At 67.1% G+C, this 1,029-nt stretch carries 2 protein-coding genes; both read left to right on the forward strand.

Features of this window, described 5'->3' with window-relative positions; translation table 11 throughout:
- Positions 1-173 precede the first annotated feature (173 nt).
- Positions 174-509: a DUF3768 domain-containing protein gene (locus FV223_RS28405; RefSeq protein ID WP_147729972.1), complete on the forward strand. Its 336-nt coding sequence runs from the start codon at positions 174-176 to the stop codon at positions 507-509.
- A 74-nt stretch (positions 510-583) separates the two neighbouring features.
- Positions 584-1,029 (forward strand): hypothetical protein (locus FV223_RS28410; RefSeq protein ID WP_187276291.1); only part of this gene is annotated, 446 nt, incomplete at its 3' end.

Raw genomic sequence — 1,029 nt, forward strand, 5'->3', positions numbered from 1 at the left:
GCTTACGGCAGCCGCCGATGCGATCGAGGAAGTCGGTAATGGTGCTGGCCTCGGCTGTCGGAGCCGCGAGAGCCAACATGCCGGTGATGAGCACGTGAGCAAGCCGATATGGACGATGGCGCGATCGCCGTACCGGTCACCCCGTCCCCATCCCGCTAGCCTTCGAGGTTCCCATGACCGCCGTCCTCGACGCGGATCGCGTCCGCGCGCTCAACGATATCCTGCGCCGCTCGCTGTCCGGCGGCACCCTCGTCCTCACCGCCGGTGTTGTCGCGCTCGGCCGTGAGCGGCAACAGATCATCCTCGACGCCATCGCTGCCTTCGATCGCTTCGAACCCGACAACGATCCGCACGGCGAGCACGATTTCGGCGCGCTGGAAGCGGCCGGCGAGCGGGTGTTCTTCAAGATCGACTACTTCGACCGCTCCCTCACGCGAGCATCATCGGACCCGGCGGACGCAGCAACAACTGAGCGTACGCTTACTATCATGCTCGCCGGGGAGTACTGACGGTGGACTGGCACGAGGACGTTACGCCCGGCGCCGCCCAGCCATCGGCGCGGGGATCACCGACCCGCCGGCGTTTGCTCACCCTCCTCGGCAGTCTGCCGGCGATCAAGAAGGAGGTGGCGGGTTCTGGGCGGCCATCGCCCTACCCGGGCGACCCTGGACCGTTCATCGACCTGATACCGCGCTTATTTGCGGAGTTTCAGGAGCTCGTCGATCGGCATGAGGCCGCGCTGGCGTGCTGCGACCGCATCGAGGCGACGCTTCTCGCTCAGATGGACTACCCGCGGGTGCCGTTGCCGCCCGATTGGGATGGATCACACCGCTATGCCGGTGACACCGGGACCATCGCACGCGTCATCTCATTAGGCCGTCATCGGCGGCGCCTGCAGCGGGTTCTCCAGCGTCGGCAGCGACGATGGGACGAGGCGGCCGATCAAGCCGGCCTGACCACCGCTCAGGAAGGTGAGGCTGCCTTGGACAGGGCGGTCCTAGACGGGGCCGATGGGCTGCTCGCCACCCC

Origin of the sequence: Methylobacterium sp. WL116 (assembly GCF_008039455.1) — a bacterium.
GTDB lineage: Bacteria > Pseudomonadota > Alphaproteobacteria > Rhizobiales > Beijerinckiaceae > Methylobacterium.